Raw genomic sequence first — 15,201 nt, 5'->3', positions numbered from 1 at the left:
AGTGGTCGTGCCAGGCGGGCGATCATCCCACGCAGCGCCTTGGCACTCCAGCCCGGCTCGTCCGGACTTATTGATAGAAGCGTTTCAGGCGTCAGACGTTCGCGTCGATCTCACCGGCGCCGGTTTGGCCAGCAACTTGCGCGTCACGCCAAGCATGGCCACCGATACGGCCACGCCAATGGCAAAGCCACTCAGACCCAGGCTCGGCAAGGTCAGCGCCGAGACCAGGCAAAATGCCGAAAACGAGTACATACCGGTCGCCGTCGCCCGTAACAATGCCGCAGTAAACGCTGGGCCGCGCGTCTGCTGGGAAAACACCGCCATGACACTGCCCAGCACCGGAAACACTGCCAACAGCCCGCTCCAGCGTTCGCCGACGGTGCTGGCCAGCATCGTCACCACAAGGGTCAACGCGGCGCCGGCGATCATCCGCCAGATCAGTTTGTCCGACTTCGGCGCCGGGCCGTTGAGCATCGGTTGCACCGTAGGAAACAGGTACGGCGATGCCAACAACGCAACCGCCGCCGCTGCCACTGAAAACGGTAGTGACGCCGGGATCAGCGACAACACCCAAGCAATCACGGCCCACACCGACAGCGACACCGTCAGCGCTAACGGCCAGTTCGCCCGTTGGGCGACCTGCGCGTAGGTGATGCAGAAGGCAATCATCGCGAACATCGCCGACAACGCAGCCACCGCTGAATGCGCGGCAAACTGCGGCCCTTGTTCAATGGCGAGGAAAAACAGAATCGGCCCGACCACCACCGGCAAGCCCGACAGCCACCCGGCCACGCTCGGCCCCCAACGCTTGCCGGCCAGCGAAATCAGCAGCAGAAAACCGGGAATCAGCAGCAGTTTGAGGATCAGCACGCAGGTGTCTCCGTCGGGTGAGAGTGGGCCACGTTAGCATTGGCGCTGATGGATTGCTGCATTGTTATACAGAAACTGTATACAAAGTTGCGTTGGCGATTCGTGGCTATGCTCTGATTATCAGGGTTTTGCCGGAGTCGATGCCGCGATGAACAGAACACCAAAGGTGTTGCGTGGATGCTGCGGCATCGGTTTGTGGGCTTTGCTGCTGACCCCGACCTGGGCCAATTGGCAGGACGCGGTGCCGGGCGCGCAGATTATTGGCACCGGCGACTTCAGCGTATGGGGTTTTGATGTGTACAACGCTCGCTTGTGGAGCGCCGCGCGACCGTTGGCGCCGGACCAACCGTTTGCTCTGGAACTGATCTACCGCCGCACCATCTCTCGCGACGACCTGGTGAAAGCCAGCGTCGATGAAATCAAACGTCTGGCTGGCAGCAACATCAGCGCCGCGCAACTTGCAGGCTGGCAGATGCAGATGCAGCAGTCGTTTGTCGATGTACAGGCCGGCACGCGCATTACCGGGGTTTATCTGCCGGGGCAGGGCGCGCGGTTTTTTGTCGGGCAGCAGTTGCAACATGAGATTGATGATCCGCAGTTTGCCCGGGCATTTTTTGATATCTGGCTGGATCCGCGAACGCGCAGCCCCGAGCTGCGTCAGCAGTTGCTGGGGATGACTCGGTAAATCGGTAGGAGCTGCCGAAGGCTGCGATCTTTTGCTCTTCATGGCGCAGCCCGAAACGTCTAAGCTGCGTCTTTCGACTTGTTTCTGGATGTGTGCGTGAAATTCAGTTTGCCCAAAATCGCCACCGCGCCGTTTTGCCCGCCGGAAGTGGCCGGCAGCGTCACGGTTGATCCCAATGCCGCGTTTTTCAAGCGGGTGCTGCGCTTCGCCGGCCCCGGTTTGCTGGTGTCGATCGGCTATATGGATCCGGGCAACTGGGCGACGGCCATCGAAGCCGGATCGCGCTTTGGCTACAGCCTGCTGTTCGTGGTGTTGCTGGCGAGTCTGGCGGGCATGGTCGTGCAGTGCCTGTGTTCGCGGCTGGGTATCGCCACCGGGCGCGATCTGGCGCAATTGTCCCGCGAGCGCTACAGCACGCCGACGGCGCGCCTGCAATGGGTGTTGGCGGAGATCTCGATCATCGCCACCGACCTCGCCGAAGTCCTCGGCTGCGCGCTGGCGTTTCATTTGCTGCTCGGTTGTTCGCTGACCTTCGGCATTGCCCTGACCGCGTTCGATACGCTGTTGGTCCTGGCCTTGCAGAACCGTGGATTCCGCCGACTGGAAGCGATCATGCTGGTGCTGGTCGCCACCATTGGTGTGTGTTTCTTCGTCGAGTTGGTGCTGATCAAACCGTACTGGCCGGACGTCGCCCAAGGTTTCAAACCGTCACTCGCGGCCATCAGCGATGCAGCGCCGTTGTATCTGGCGATCGGCATTCTCGGCGCCACGGTGATGCCGCATAACCTCTATCTGCATACCTCCATCGTGCAGACGCGGATGATCGGCAAGGATCTGGCGAGCAAACAGGACGCGGTAAAACTGGCACGCATCGACACGATTGGCTCGCTGGCGCTGGCGCTGCTGGTCAACGCGGCGATCCTGATTCTCGCCGCGGCGGCGTTTCACCAGTCCGGGCACACCGACGTGGTGGACATTCAGGATGCCTATCACTTGCTCGATCCGTTGGTTGGCGGCGCGCTCGCCAGTGTGTTGTTTGGCGTGGCGCTGCTCGCGTCCGGCCAGAGTTCGACCTTCACCGGCACCATTGCCGGGCAGGTGATCATGGAGGGCTATCTGAACCTGCGGATTCCCTGCTGGCAACGGCGTCTGATCACCCGAGGCCTGGCGTTGATCCCGGCGTTTATCGGTGTGTGGCTGATGGGCGATAACGCGGTGGGCAAGTTGCTGGTGATGAGCCAGGTGGTGTTGAGCCTGCAACTGCCGTTTGCCTTGTACCCCTTGATCCGCATGACCAATGACAAGCAGCTCATGGGGCCGTTTGTGAACCGCTGGCCGACCCGGGTGCTGGCGTGGGGGTTATTTGTGCTGATCAGCGGGGCCAATAGCTGGTTGATTCTGCAATTGGCGGTCTGACCGTCAATTGTGTGGTGACTGACCTTACGTCTTCGTGAGCAAGCCCACTCCCACTTCTGGAATGCAATGCCCAGCTTGCTCGCGCAGACGTCCGTTCAGGCGCCGACAGAACCGAACAATGGAATACGCCCATTGAGCGAAGGCCGGTAATGCCAGCTCAGGCGATCCAGTTCCACGCCATGATCGAGAATCTGCCTGAGCGTCGCACTGGCAATGCCCATCGCCAACGTTTGCCCCGGACACTGATGCCGACCGCTGCCAAAACTGAAACTGCGGCGGTTTGCTCGATCCGGCAGAAACAGGTCAGGGTTTTCGTTCAGCGCCGGATCGCGATTGGCCGAGGCCAACAGCACCAGAATCACAGCGCCAGCCTCCATGCGCACGCCATCGATTTCGCAGGATGCCGCGACAAAGCGCCGGGTGTTCTGTACTGAAGGGTCGAAGCGCTGGACTTCGCTCAGCAGGGCTTCGACGGGGTAAGTGCATAGCTGAGGATTGCGCCGCAACGCCACCAGCGCATTGCCGATCAGTCCGGCGGTGGCTTCAAACGTCTGCGAGCAGAGGCCGATCAGGTTGGCGATCAGGGTTTCTTCATCGCCATTGAAACGCTGCCGGATTCGCGCAAGCAAAGCGCTGTTCCCTTCAGATTCGGCCAGCAACTCGATGAAGTAACCCCGCAGCTGTTCCGCCGCGCGGTGGGCCGCCGCCAGTTGCAGGTCATTGCTCAACGGCGACAGACAGGCGGCGAAGTCGGCAGTCAGGTCACTGATTGCCCGACCCTGCGCCGGGCTGAAGCCGAGTAATGCCGCGACCACGCACACCGGGCCACGGAACATGGCTTTGTAGAGCCCGTCGGCGTCTGTGCTGATCAGGCGTGCGCTCACTCTTGCGCGGACCTCGTCGTGATCGATCCACTCCAAAGCAGGCTCGAAGGCCGAACGCGGGCAGCGCTGGCGTTCGCCGTCGTTCATCCGCATTAACTGGCCGAAGACATTGCCGGCCATGCCCTCGACGATCGCTTTGGGCACGGGTTCCAGCGCCGGACGCACCCGGCACTCGGCATGCGCCAGTACGGCGCAAACCGCGCGAGCGCTGCTGGCGACCCACAATTTCAGGCCAGGATGAAACGTCAGCCCACCTTCGGCGCGCAGTGAGGCGTAGTAGGGATAGGGATCGGCATGAGTCGCAGCGATGATCGGGTCCATGGTTCGCAGCCTTGTCGTGGGGAAAAGTGTTGCTACTATCTCCACTCCTTAACGGCGATGATTCGTCCGGGAGCGAACCATGCATGCAGAACATCAAGACATCGGCGTCTCGCAGGTGGCCGCCGCCATCGCCGAGCCGGCGCGCACGAAAATCCTCTGCTCGTTGATGGACGGCCACGCCCGCACTGCCACCGAGTTGGCGGCCATCGCTGAAGTTGGCGCGTCCACCGCCAGCGCACACTTGGCCAAACTCAAGGAGCTGGCGCTGGTGCGTCTGCATGTCCAGGGTCGCCACCGTTATTACAGCTTGGCCGACAAACGTGTCGCCCAAGCGCTGGAAGCGTTGATGGTGATCGGCCAGAACGCCACGCCGGCCTTCAAGCCGCACACGCCGGATCGCCTGCAATTTGCTCGCACCTGTTACGACCACATGGCCGGGACGCTGGCGGTGCTGCTGCATGACCGCTTTATTGACGCGGGGTGGCTGGTGGCAACCGATGAGCAGGCGTACCGCTTGAGCGCCAGTGGCATAGGGTTATTTGCCGGGTTGGGTATTGAGGTCGGCGACCTGTCGACGATGCGTCGCAAATTCGCCTGCCCATGTCTGGACTGGAGCATGCGCCGGCCGCATCTCGGGGGTTCGCTGGGGGCTGCGGTGTTGCAGATGGCGTTGAAGCGCAAATGGCTGACACAGGATCTGGACAGTCGGGCGTTGGCGCTGACGGCGGTGGGGCGCAGGGAAATCCGCACGCGATTCGGTGTCGAGTTGCCGGTCGAGGCGAAGATCAAAAGATCGCAACCTGCGGCAGCTGCTGCAGGGACTGCATATACCTGAATCGTGTAGGTGCTGCTGAAGGCTGTGATCTTTTGATCTGGTCTTGCACCTTGAACTCACTCATCAGACTCGATACTGTACGCATAACCAGTATTGAGTCGTAGCCATGCAAATCATCGACAAGCTCAGCATCCTCGCCGACGCCGCCAAGTACGACGCCTCCTGCGCGAGCAGCGGTGCGCCCAAGCGCAGTTCCGAAGGCAAGAGCGGCCTGGGCTCGACCGATGGCATGGGCATTTGCCACAGCTACACGCCGGACGGGCGCTGTGTCTCGCTGTTGAAAATTCTGCTGACCAATTTCTGTCTCTACGACTGCCAATACTGCGTCAATCGCCGTTCCAGCGATGTACCGCGTGCTCGCTTCACGCCCGAAGAAGTCGTGGCGCTGACCATGGATTTCTACCGGCGCAACTGCGTCAGCGGGCTGTTTCTCAGTTCCGGCATCATCCGCTCGGCGGACTACACCATGGAGCAGCTTGTCCGCGTGGCAAAGCTGCTGCGTGAAGAGCACGAATTTCGCGGGTACATTCATCTCAAGACCATTCCCGATGCCGACCCAGCGCTGATCGCCGAGGCCGGGCGCTACGCTGATCGGTTGAGCGTCAATATCGAATTGCCCACCGATGCCAGCCTGCAAACCCTGGCGCCGGAGAAAAACATCGGCTCGATCAAGCAGGCGATGCAAACCATCTACACCGGTGAGCAAACCGTGCTCAACGAACCTCGCGCGCCAAAATTTGCTCCGGCGGGGCAAAGCACGCAGTTGATTGTCGGCGCCGATGACACGGACGACAGCACAATTCTTCACGGCGCTCAGGCCCTATACGGCAACTTCCGGCTGCGCCGGGTTTATTACTCGGCGTTCAGTCCGATCCCCGACAGCCCGAAAAGCGTGCCGCTGGCCGCGCCGCCATTGATGCGCGAGCATCGCTTGTATCAGGCCGATTTTCTCTTGCGCAGCTATGGCTACAGCGCCGGGGAGTTGCTCGACGGGCCGGGTAATCTGGCGTTGGACATCGATCCGAAACTGGCGTGGGCGTTGCAGAACCGCGAGGTGTTCCCACTGGACCTGAACCGTGCCGAGCCTGCGTTGATCGCACGCATTCCCGGCATTGGCCTGCGCACCACCGAGCGGCTGGTGGAGTTGCGTCGCCAGCGGCGGATCCGCTACGAGGATGTGGCGCGAATGCGCTGTGTGCTGGCCAAGGCCAAGCCGTTCATGATCACCAGCGATTACCACCCGCAGCAGGGCGAGGTCACCAGTCACTTGCTCTATCAGCAATTGCGCGACCGGCCAATGCCGCAGCAGATGGGGTTGTGGGGATGATCAATCTCGATTGCGATGATCTGTTCGACACCTGGCGCCAGCAGGCGCGCTGGCTGCTCAGTCATGAAATCGATCCGAGCGTGGTGAGTTGGGCCTCGGAAGGCGTGGCCGATCTGTTTGCCAGTGATGATCACGTGCCTGAGGGCCAGGGGCCATTTCAGGCACGGATTCCGCGTACGCTGCTCGACACACTGGAACAGGCCGCGCAATACCGGGGCGATCAACGCTGGAGCCTGCTGTATGAAGTGCTATGGCGAGTCAGCCACGGTGATCGTACGGCAATGATGGCCGGTGACAAACTTGGTAGCGAGTTGCAGAGACGGATCAAGCAAGTGAGCCGTGAAGCCCATCATTTGCATGCGTTCGTGCGTTTCATCGAACGCCCGAAAGATTTACCAGGCCCACAATATGTCGCCTGGCACGAACCTGCTCACGACATTCTGCACAGCGCCAGTGCGCATTTCGTTGCACGTATGGGACGGCACCGCTGGCTGATTGCGACACCACGCGATGGCGTTTACTACGATGGCGAACAACTGATTCATCAGCGCCAATGCCCGGTTGAATGGCAGCAAATGGCGCAGAACGTCGACGATCCCCACGGCGAATTGTGGTTGACCTATTACAGCCACATCTTCAACCCGGCGCGGTTGAACCCGAAGGTCATGCAGGGGCATCTGCCGGTGCGGTTCTGGAAGAACCTGCCGGAGGGCGAGTTGATTCCCGGATTGATCACCCAGGCGCGGATGGGCAAGCAACAGAACGGGCAGGCCAGCGGAATCGCCTCGCGAGCGGGCAAGCGCATCGCATTGAAATAGCCTGGATGCAGTCGTCAGCTCAGCGAGTTGCCGAAGCCATCAGCAGACCAAAACCGGCAAAGGTCACGCCCGAGACTTTCGCCGCGAGCCACGATCCTTTCGGGCTCGACAGCCAACCTTTGGCGGCATTGGCAAGCAGGGCGTAGCTGCCATGCACCACAATCACCAGTACCGCGTAAGAAGTCACCAGTTTGAAGAATTGCGGGTAAAAGGCCTGTTCCGTGTCGATGAACTGCGGGAACACCGCCAGAAAGAAGAAGATGGCTTTGGGATTGAGAAACTGCAAAGACGCTGCTTCCAGAAAGCGGTAGCCCGCACGAGAAGGGCGAACCGCTTGCAGGGTACGGAAACGGTCCGAACGCCAGCTCTTGAAACCGAGGTACAACAGGTAAGCAGCCCCAGCGTATTTCAGCACACTGAAGGCCGTCGCCGAGGCGCTGAGGATCAGGCCGAGGCTGGTGGCACTGAGAGCAGCAACCACAAAAGCTCCCGAGGCGATCCCCAGAATCCCCGGCACTGCGCCGGTCCAGCCCAGGCGCACGGCATTGGAAAGCGTCAGGATCACACCCGGACCGGGGCTTAGGATGGTCAGGGTGGCGAACAGGACAAAGAGTCCGTAGCTGTGCATGGTGGTGCTCCGTCGAATCGCATGTCTGCGTGCAGGCAGATTGGCGTGACGACAAAATGCTGACAAACGCTTTAAATGCAGCCTACATGTAACTAAATTAGACGCATGAAAAATCCACTTCCCCCGCTAAACGCGGTTCGTGCCTTCGCTGTGGCCGCGCGTCACCAGAGCTTCAGTCTGGCGGCCGAAGAACTGCATGTCAGTCACAGTGCGGTCAGCCGCCACGTCAAACTGCTGGAAGAACACTTGGGTGTTCTGCTGTTTGAACGGCGTGTCAGGCAGTCGCTGCTGACGCCGGCCGGTCAGCTTTTTTATCAGCAAGTCAGCGCTGGTCTGGCGCAGATTGCTGACGCCGCTGCCGAATTGAAACAGCAGGCGGCGCGACCGACGATCAAGATCAATGTCCGGCCGTCCTTCGCGCTGTTATGGCTGACGCCTCGGTTGGCGGACTTCGCGGCGCAGCATCCGCATATCGACGCCCAGGTCGTCACGCAGACGCAATCGCCGGATCCGGCCCGCGATGATTTCGACATTGTCATCCGTCGTGGCCGCGACGACTGGGCGCCGGCGCTCGAGGCGCACGCATTGTTCGAGGATGAGTTGGTTCTGGTCGCGGCGCCTGGATTGATTGAGCGACTGCCGCTGGCGAACCTCGCAGGCCTCAGCGCACATACCTTGTTGACCGTCAGGGCGCGTCGCGAGGACTGGCACCACTGGGCCATGCACTTCGGGCAAAGTCAAAGCACCACGCAGGTGATCCGGCAATTCGATTACATGCACCGGGTGCTGGAGGCGGCGGTGGCGGGCGAGGGGCTGGCGCTGTGTCCGACCACATTGCTTGGCACGCATTTGTCGAGCGGTCGGTTGATCTGCCCGTTGCCGGACTTGCGCATGCCACTGCCGCGCTATTACTACGGTGTGGCGCCGCAAGCGTCTGCGTACAGCACCGTGTTCATCGAGTGGTTGCACAAACAGCGGCCATGAAAAAGCCCCCAGCGATCACTCGATGGGGGCTTTATGCATCAGCAGTCGTCAGATCAAACCTTGACGATCCAGCCCGCTGGCGCTTCGATGTCGCCGGTCTGCACGCCAGTCAGCTCTTTGTAGAGCTTCTGGGTAACAGGGCCGACTTCAGTTTCGCTGTGGAAAACGTGCAGGTGATCGTTGTAGCTGATACCGCCGATCGGGGTGATGACCGCAGCGGTACCGCAGGCGCCGGCTTCCTTGAAGTCCGACAGTTTGTCGATCAGCACGTCGCCTTCAACCACTTCCAGGCCCAGACGTGATTTCGCCAGTTCAATCAGCGACAGACGGGTGATACCCGGCAGTACCGACGGCGATTTCGGGGTGACGAACTTGTTGTCGTGGGTGATCCCGAAGAAGTTGGCCGAACCCACTTCCTCGATTTTGGTGTGGGTCATCGGATCGAGATAGATCGCGTCGGCGAAGTTGGCTTTTTTCGCTTTCGAGCCCGGCATCAGGCTGGCGGCGTAGTTGCCACCGACCTTGGCTGCGCCGGTGCCTTGTGGGGCCGCGCGGTCGTAGCTGGAAATCTGGAAGTTGTGCGGAGTCAGGCCACCCTTGAAGTAGGCGCCGACCGGAATGCAGAAGATCGAGAAGATGAACTCGGGAGCGGTGCGCACGCCGATGTTGTCACCCACGCCGATCACGAACGGACGCAGGTACAGCGCGCCGCCGGTGCCGTAGGGCGGAATGAAACGCTCGTTGGCACGAACCACGGCTTTACAGGCTTCGATGAACTGCTCGGTGTCGACCGTCGGCATCAGCAGACGCGCGCAGCTGCGCTGCATGCGCAGGGCGTTCTGGTCTGGGCGGAACAGGTTGATCGAGCCGTCCTTGCAACGATAGGCCTTCATGCCTTCGAAGCATTGCTGGCCATAGTGAAGGGCAGTCGAGCCTTCGCTGATGTGCAGCACGTTATCTTCGGTCAGGGTGCCTTTGTCCCACTCGCCATCGCGAAAGTACGACAGATAGCGTTTGTCGGTCTTGATGTAGTCAAAACCCAGCTTGTCCCAATTGATGCTTTCGTTACCCATGACACCCTCTATCACTGAACAACCGTCGAAACGGTTCAAGGCTTCTGACGTTTTTTGGATGGGCACAACAATACTTCATTCTTGCGCGGTTTCGCAGCCCGGACGATGGAGGGATTGGCAAAAATATTAGCTTGCTTACTAAATCCCCATCATTCCTGCATGCCCCAGCTCTTTTGTGGCGAGGGAGCTTGCTTCCGCTCCAGTGCGCAGCACTGGCAAAACCGGACACTGCGGTGCATCAGATGCACGGTGGTGGCGGGGTTTGGGGCCGCTTCGCAGCCCCGCGGGAGCAAGCTCCCTCGCCACAGGTTTTTGTGTCACAGGTGCAGCGCATGCCCCAAAGCACGCAGCGCCGCTTCCTGCACCGCCTCACCCAAAGTCGGGTGCGCATGAATGGTGCCGCCGATGTCTTCCAGTCGCGCACCCATTTCCAGGCTTTGCGCAAACGCCGTGGACAATTCCGAAACCCCAACGCCCACCGCTTGCCAGCCGACAACCAGATGATTGTCGCGACGAGCGACCACCCGCACGAAACCGCTTTTCGATTCCAGGGTCATCGCCCGACCGTTGGCGGCGAAGGGGAAACTGGAAACGATGCAGTCCACTCCGGCAGCCTTGGCCTCGTCCGGAGTCTTGCCGACCACCACCAGTTCCGGATCGGTGAAGCACACGGCGGCAATGGCGGTCGGATTGAATTCGCGGGTTTTGCCGCTGATCAACTCGGCAACCATTTCGCCTTGAGCCATTGCACGGTGAGCCAGCATCGGCTCGCCGGAGAGGTCGCCGATGGCGTAGACGTTGCGCATACTGGTCTGGCAGCGGCTGTCGATCTTGATTGCCGAGCCGTTCATCTCAAGATTCAGCGTTTCGAGGTTCCAGCCTTGAGTATTCGGTTTGCGCCCGACGGCCACCAGCACCTGATCGGTTTCCAGATTCAAAGTGTCGCCATTCGGATCGCGCACTTGCAACGTGCCGTCGAAGCCTAAAACGCTGTGCTTGAGATACAGCTTCACGCCCAGTTGCTTCAGCGCGTCATTCACCGGTTGTGTCAGTTCCGCGTCATAGGCCGGCAGGATGCGATCCTGGGCCTCGACCACACTGACCTCGGCACCCAGCTTGCGATAGGCAATGCCCAACTCCAGACCGATATAACCACCGCCGACCACCACCAGGCGTTTGGGTACCGACTTCGGTGCCAGTGCTTCGGTGGAGGAGATGATCGGCCCGCCAATCGGCAGGATCGGCAGGTTGACGCTGGTGGACCCGGTGGCCAGCACCAGATGCTCGCACTGGATGCGGGTGTCGCCGACTTCGACGGTTTTGCCATCGATAATTTTGGCCCAGCCATTGATGACCTGGACTTTGTTCTTTTTCAGCAGTGCGGCGACGCCAGTAGTCAGGCGATCAACAATGCCGTCCTTCCACTCGACACTTTTATTGATATCGAGGGTAGGGGCGGAAACACTGATACCCAGCGCCGAATGCTGGTTGTGGTGTTGAGTCTGGTGAAACTGCTCGGCCACATGAATCAGCGCTTTCGACGGAATGCAGCCGATGTTCAGGCAAGTGCCACCCAGCGATTGGCCTTCGACCAGAATCGTCGGAATGCCCAGTTGTCCGGCGCGAATAGCTGTGACGTAACCGCCGGGGCCGCCGCCGATAATCAGCAGCGTGGTGTTCAAGGATTGCATGGGTGCCTTACTCCACAAACAAAGTGGCGGGTTGTTCGAGCAAACCGCGAATGGCCTGAATGAACAGCGCCGCGTCCATGCCGTCGACCACCCTGTGATCGAAGGAGCTGGAGAGGTTCATCATCTTGCGAATCACCACCTGGCCTTTGACGACCATCGGGCGTTCGACGATTTTGTTCACGCCGACGATCGCCACTTCCGGCAGGTTCAACACCGGCGTGCTGACAATGCCGCCCAGTGCACCGAGGCTGGTAAGGGTGATGGTCGAGCCCGACAGTTCATCACGGCTGGCCTTGCCATTGCGTGCTGCATTGGCCAGACGCGAGATCTCCGCCGCGTTGTCCCACAGACTGCGCGCCTCGGCGTGACGCACTACCGGCACCATCAGGCCGACATCGCTTTGTGTAGCGACGCCAACATGCACCGCGCCGAGACGGGTGATGACCTGGGCTTCATCGTCGTAGCGAGCGTTCATTTGCGGGAAGTCACGCAGGGCAACGACCAATGCACGTACGAGGAACGGCAACAAGGTCAACTTGCCACGGCTGACGCCGTGTTTTTCGTTGAGGTGCGCGCGCAGTTCTTCGATCGCGGTGACGTCGATTTCTTCGACGTAGCTGAAGTGTGCTGCACGCTGGGTGGCGTCCTGCATGCGTTGGGCGATCTTGCGGCGCATGCCGATCACTTGGATCTGTTCTTCATCGTTGCGCTGGGCGTAAGCGGCAGATGCAGGTGCCGATGCATTCGACTGACCTTGCGCCAGATAGGCGTCGAGGTCTTCGTGCAGCACGCGACCGGCCGGGCCGGAACCACGGACCAGACGCAATTGGATACCCAGATCCAGCGCATGTTTGCGCACTGCCGGCGAGGCCAATGGGCGTTCGTCCGCTTCGCGAGCCACCATCGGACCTTGGCAAACAGCAGCCGGACGCGGTGCGGCGGCTGGAGCAGGTTTGTTCTCGACGACGGTTTCGACTTTCGGTGCAACAGGTTCTTTCGCCGCAACTGGAGCCGGTTTGTCGGACTCCTTCAGATTGCCCGCGCCTTCCACTTCAATACTGATCAGTACACTGCCGACCGCCATCACTTCGCCCGGCTGACCGCCGAGTGCAATGACTTTACCGTGCACGGGCGACGGAATATCGACCATCGCCTTGTCGGTCATCACGTCCGCCAATACCTGATCTTCCACGACCAGATCGCCAACCTTGACGTGCCACTGCGACAGTTCCACTTCTGCGATGCCTTCGCCGATGTCCGGCATCTTGATAACGTGCGTGCCCATTCAGACCTCCATGACCCGTTTCAACGCCGCGCCCACTCGGGACGGCCCAGGGAAATACGCCCACTCTTGCGCGTGCGGGTAGGGGGTGTCCCAACCGGTGACGCGTTCGATCGGCGCTTCCAGGTGATGGAAGCAATGCTCTTGCACCAGCGACACCAGTTCGGCGCCGAAACCGCAGGTGCGGGTGGCTTCGTGAACCACCACGCAACGGCCGGTTTTCTTCACCGATTTGACGATGGTTTCCAGATCCAGCGGCCACAGGCTGCGCAGGTCGATGACTTCGGCATCGACGCCGGACTCTTCGGCGGCAACTTGCGAGACGTACACGGTGGTGCCGTAAGTCAGCACGGTCACGTCTTTACCCGGACGAGTGATCGCCGCGACGTCCAGCGGCACGGTGTAGTAACCATCCGGAACCTGAGCTTGCGGGTGTTTCGACCACGGGGTTACCGGGCGATCGTGGTGGCCGTCGAACGGGCCGTTGTACAGGCGTTTTGGCTCAAGAAAGATCACCGGGTCATCGTTTTCGATGGAGGCGATCAGCAGGCCTTTGGCATCGTACGGGTTGGAGGGCATGACGGTGCGCAGGCCACAGACCTGAGTGAACATCGCCTCGATGCTCTGGCTGTGGGTCTGGCCACCGTAGATGCCGCCACCGCAGGGCATGCGCAGGGTCATCGGAGCGGTGAATTCGCCGGCCGAGCGATAACGCAGGCGGGCGGCTTCGGAAATGATCTGGTCGGAAGCAGGGTAGACGTAGTCGGCGAACTGGATTTCCGCTACCGGGCGCAGACCATAAGCGCCCATGCCGACGGCAACGCCGACGATGCCGCTCTCGGAGATCGGTGCGTCGAACACCCGCGAAGTGCCGTACTTGGTTTGCAGCCCTTCGGTGCAACGGAACACGCCGCCGAAGTAACCGACGTCCTGACCGAACACCACCACATTGTCGTCACGCTCAAGCATCACATCCATGGCCGAGCGCAGGGCCTGGATCATGGTCATGGTGGTCGTGGTCATGGCGGTTTCCAACTGAATATTGTTGTTGTGATCGTTCATGTCAGATCCCCAACTGCTGACGCTGGCGCTTCAAGTGCTCCGGCATCTCTTTGTAGACGTCTTCGAACATGGTCGCGGCGCTTGGAATCTGGCCGCCGGCGAGGGTGCCGTACTGTTCGGCCTGTTTCTGTGCAGCAATCACTTCGGCTTCGAGTTCGGCGCTGACGGCACTGTGCTCTTCTTCCGACCAGTGGCCGACCTTGATCAGGTGCTGCTTCAGGCGGGCGATCGGGTCGCCCAGAGGGAAGTGACTCCAGTCATCGGCGGGACGGTATTTGGATGGGTCGTCGGAGGTCGAATGCGGGCCGGCGCGGTAGGTGACCCATTCGATCATGGTCGGGCCGAGGTTGCGGCGGGCGCGTTCGGCAGCCCAGGCAGATGCCGCGTAAACAGCATAGAAGTCGTTGCCATCAACCCGCAGCGAGGCGATGCCGCAACCGACGCCGCGTCCGGCAAATGTGGTGGCTTCACCACCGGCAATCGCCTGGAACGTCGAAATCGCCCACTGGTTGTTGACCACGTTGAGGATGACCGGCGCACGGTAGACGTGAGCGAAGGTGAGGGCGGTGTGGAAGTCCGATTCGGCGGTGGCGCCGTCACCGATCCACGCCGAGGCGATTTTGGTGTCGCCCTTGATCGCCGAGGCCATGCCCCAACCGACGGCCTGGATGAACTGGGTCGCAAGGTTGCCGGAGATGGTGAAGAAACCGGCGTCCTTGACCGAGTACATGATCGGCAACTGGCGGCCCTTGAGCGGATCGCGCTCGTTGGACAGCAGTTGGCAGATCAGGTCGACCAGGGGCACATCGCGGGCCATCAGGATGCTTTGCTGACGGTAGGTCGGGAAGCACATGTCGTCGATGTTCAAGGCCAATGCCTGGGCGCTGCCGATGGCTTCTTCGCCAAGGCTCTGCATGTAGAACGACATTTTTTTCTGACGCTGGGCGACCACCATGCGGTTGTCGTAGATCCGCGTCTTGAGCATGGCGCGCATGCCTTTGCGGAGGATCTCGACCGGTACGTTTTCGGCCCATGGGCCGAGGGCATTGCCCTGATCGTCGAGCACACGGATCAGGCCACGGGCGAGGTCGGCAGTGTCGGCAGGTTCTACGTCGATGGGAGGTTTGCGCACCGTGCCGGCATCGGTCAGATGCAGGTAGGAGAAGTCGGTTTTGCAGCCTGGACGGCCCGATGGTTCGGGAACGTGCAGACGCAGCGGTTCATACGCTTGGGTCATGGCTTCTACGCTCGATCTTGTGAATTTCTTGTAGTGAGCTGGCAATCATTCTTGGGTGAAAGAAATCTTGTCCTACAACAATCATAGG

At 60.6% G+C, this 15,201-nt stretch carries 14 protein-coding genes; 6 read left to right on the top strand and 8 right to left on the bottom strand.

Annotated features, from left to right (window positions below):
- Window positions 1-84 precede the first annotated feature (84 nt).
- A complete protein-coding gene (locus tag KI231_RS18020) occupies window positions 85-870 on the bottom strand; it encodes a hypothetical protein (protein WP_212809340.1) in 786 nt (261 codons plus the stop codon).
- 148 nt (window positions 871-1,018) lie between these two features.
- On the opposite strand from KI231_RS18020, the gene KI231_RS18015 reads away from it, so the two are divergent.
- Both KI231_RS18015 and KI231_RS18010 read left to right on the top strand, forming a co-directional pair.
- The gene (locus KI231_RS18015) at window positions 1,019-1,555 is read left to right on the top strand and encodes a chalcone isomerase family protein (RefSeq protein WP_103305872.1); all 537 of its coding nucleotides are present in this window, start codon (window positions 1,019-1,021) and stop codon (window positions 1,553-1,555) included.
- Between the two features lie 147 nt (window positions 1,556-1,702).
- On the top strand, window positions 1,703-2,971 hold the full coding sequence (locus KI231_RS18010) for an Nramp family divalent metal transporter (protein ID WP_502937323.1): 1,269 nt from the start codon (window positions 1,703-1,705) through the stop codon (window positions 2,969-2,971).
- A 95-nt stretch (window positions 2,972-3,066) separates the two neighbouring features.
- Here the strand turns inward: KI231_RS18010 and KI231_RS18005 are convergent, their stop codons facing one another.
- Complete coding sequence (locus tag KI231_RS18005; RefSeq protein WP_212809336.1) at window positions 3,067-4,176, bottom strand: cytochrome P450; 1,110 nt, start codon at window positions 4,174-4,176, stop codon at window positions 3,067-3,069.
- Between the two features lie 79 nt (window positions 4,177-4,255).
- Here KI231_RS18005 and KI231_RS18000 point away from each other — a divergent pair, with 79 nt between their 5' ends.
- The 3 genes from KI231_RS18000 (at window position 4,256) to KI231_RS17990 (ending at window position 7,156) form a co-directional block, all read left to right on the top strand.
- Window positions 4,256-5,011, top strand: coding sequence for an ArsR/SmtB family transcription factor (locus KI231_RS18000; protein WP_212809334.1), 756 nt, complete (start codon window positions 4,256-4,258; stop codon window positions 5,009-5,011).
- Between the two features lie 106 nt (window positions 5,012-5,117).
- A complete protein-coding gene (locus KI231_RS17995; RefSeq protein WP_103305876.1) occupies window positions 5,118-6,338 on the top strand; it encodes a putative DNA modification/repair radical SAM protein in 1,221 nt (406 codons plus the stop codon).
- Window positions 6,335-7,156: a TIGR03915 family putative DNA repair protein gene (locus KI231_RS17990; RefSeq protein ID WP_212809332.1), complete on the top strand. Its 822-nt coding sequence runs from the start codon at window positions 6,335-6,337 to the stop codon at window positions 7,154-7,156. Before KI231_RS17995 ends, KI231_RS17990 begins: the two co-directional genes overlap by 4 nt.
- 19 nt (window positions 7,157-7,175) lie before the next feature.
- On the opposite strand, the gene KI231_RS17985 is transcribed toward KI231_RS17990, so the two are convergent.
- Window positions 7,176-7,784 carry a LysE family translocator gene (locus KI231_RS17985; protein ID WP_212809330.1) on the bottom strand — a complete coding sequence of 203 codons (609 nt, stop codon included), beginning with the start codon at window positions 7,782-7,784 and terminating at the stop codon, window positions 7,176-7,178.
- Between the two features lie 105 nt (window positions 7,785-7,889).
- Here KI231_RS17985 and KI231_RS17980 point away from each other — a divergent pair, with 105 nt between their 5' ends.
- Window positions 7,890-8,768, top strand: coding sequence for a LysR substrate-binding domain-containing protein (locus tag KI231_RS17980; protein ID WP_212809328.1), 879 nt, complete (start codon window positions 7,890-7,892; stop codon window positions 8,766-8,768).
- A gap of 53 nt (window positions 8,769-8,821) precedes the next feature.
- Here the strand turns inward: KI231_RS17980 and KI231_RS17975 are convergent, their stop codons facing one another.
- The 5 genes from KI231_RS17975 to KI231_RS17955 all read right to left on the bottom strand — a co-directional run bounded on the left by KI231_RS17975 (window position 8,822) and on the right by KI231_RS17955 (window position 15,113).
- Window positions 8,822-9,841: a branched-chain amino acid aminotransferase gene (locus tag KI231_RS17975; protein WP_212809326.1), complete on the bottom strand. Its 1,020-nt coding sequence runs from the start codon at window positions 9,839-9,841 to the stop codon at window positions 8,822-8,824.
- Between the two features lie 317 nt (window positions 9,842-10,158).
- Complete coding sequence (gene lpdA / locus KI231_RS17970) at window positions 10,159-11,532, bottom strand: dihydrolipoyl dehydrogenase (protein ID WP_212809324.1); 1,374 nt, start codon at window positions 11,530-11,532, stop codon at window positions 10,159-10,161.
- 7 nt (window positions 11,533-11,539) lie between these two features.
- Complete coding sequence (locus KI231_RS17965; protein WP_212809322.1) at window positions 11,540-12,817, bottom strand: dihydrolipoamide acetyltransferase family protein; 1,278 nt, start codon at window positions 12,815-12,817, stop codon at window positions 11,540-11,542.
- A complete protein-coding gene (locus KI231_RS17960; protein ID WP_003224000.1) occupies window positions 12,818-13,876 on the bottom strand; it encodes an alpha-ketoacid dehydrogenase subunit beta in 1,059 nt (352 codons plus the stop codon).
- Window position 13,877: 1 nt separating this feature from the next.
- Window positions 13,878-15,113 carry a 3-methyl-2-oxobutanoate dehydrogenase (2-methylpropanoyl-transferring) subunit alpha gene (locus tag KI231_RS17955; RefSeq protein ID WP_103305882.1) on the bottom strand — a complete coding sequence of 412 codons (1,236 nt, stop codon included), beginning with the start codon at window positions 15,111-15,113 and terminating at the stop codon, window positions 13,878-13,880.
- Window positions 15,114-15,201: the final 88 nt, after the last annotated feature.

Source organism: Pseudomonas sp. Seg1 (assembly GCF_018326005.1).
Lineage (GTDB): Bacteria > Pseudomonadota > Gammaproteobacteria > Pseudomonadales > Pseudomonadaceae > Aquipseudomonas.
The sequence above is the reverse complement of the archived record's forward strand: the minus strand, read 5'-3'. Positions and strand labels throughout refer to the sequence as shown.

Excerpts from the sequence above, each read along its gene's own strand:
- KI231_RS17975 (WP_212809326.1), bottom strand. The coding sequence starts at position 9,841 with ATGGGTAACGAAAGCATCAATTGGGACAAGCTGGGTTTTGACTACATC.
- KI231_RS18015 (WP_103305872.1), top strand. The coding sequence starts at position 1,019 with ATGAACAGAACACCAAAGGTGTTGCGTGGATGCTGCGGCATCGGTTTG.
- KI231_RS17995 (WP_103305876.1), top strand. The coding sequence starts at position 5,118 with ATGCAAATCATCGACAAGCTCAGCATCCTCGCCGACGCCGCCAAGTAC.
- KI231_RS18000 (WP_212809334.1), top strand. The coding sequence starts at position 4,256 with ATGCATGCAGAACATCAAGACATCGGCGTCTCGCAGGTGGCCGCCGCC.
- KI231_RS17980 (WP_212809328.1), top strand. The coding sequence starts at position 7,890 with ATGAAAAATCCACTTCCCCCGCTAAACGCGGTTCGTGCCTTCGCTGTG.
- KI231_RS17985 (WP_212809330.1), bottom strand. The coding sequence starts at position 7,784 with ATGCACAGCTACGGACTCTTTGTCCTGTTCGCCACCCTGACCATCCTA.
- KI231_RS18005 (WP_212809336.1), bottom strand. The coding sequence starts at position 4,176 with ATGGACCCGATCATCGCTGCGACTCATGCCGATCCCTATCCCTACTAC.
- KI231_RS17965 (WP_212809322.1), bottom strand. The coding sequence starts at position 12,817 with ATGGGCACGCACGTTATCAAGATGCCGGACATCGGCGAAGGCATCGCA.
- KI231_RS17990 (WP_212809332.1), top strand. The coding sequence starts at position 6,335 with ATGATCAATCTCGATTGCGATGATCTGTTCGACACCTGGCGCCAGCAG.
- lpdA (WP_212809324.1), bottom strand. The coding sequence starts at position 11,532 with ATGCAATCCTTGAACACCACGCTGCTGATTATCGGCGGCGGCCCCGGC.
- KI231_RS17960 (WP_003224000.1), bottom strand. The coding sequence starts at position 13,876 with ATGAACGATCACAACAACAATATTCAGTTGGAAACCGCCATGACCACG.
- KI231_RS17955 (WP_103305882.1), bottom strand. The coding sequence starts at position 15,113 with ATGACCCAAGCGTATGAACCGCTGCGTCTGCACGTTCCCGAACCATCG.